We start from the raw sequence: 343 nt of genomic DNA, 5'->3' as shown, positions 1-343 counted from the left end.
TTGTCATCCAAATAGTATATTCACTCAAGTTTTTTTCGGCAATAGTTTCTCCCTTGTTGAACAAACTTGTAGAAATGTGATTTAATAAATTATTTTCTCTTTCAAGTGTAATTAATTTATCAATTTTTTCTTTGTGAGATTTCATTTAATCTTTTTCGTTAATTAAAGCCAACGGGCTTTTATAAGATTTGTGCGACTGGAAAATCGGAGATTTTTCGGACGTAGCAAATCGTTAGTTTAATGTTTGTCGGTTCGTTATTTAGTTTAAAAGTAAGCATAAATTTTATGAGGTGTTGCCAAACGTTTTTACTCTGTCAGTTGTCATTATATAAAAATTATCTTT

It is taken from the genome of Lutibacter sp. HS1-25 (genome assembly GCF_004121075.1).
Taxonomy (GTDB): Bacteria; Bacteroidota; Bacteroidia; order Flavobacteriales; family Flavobacteriaceae; genus Lutibacter.
Note: the sequence above shows the minus strand (reverse complement) of the source record.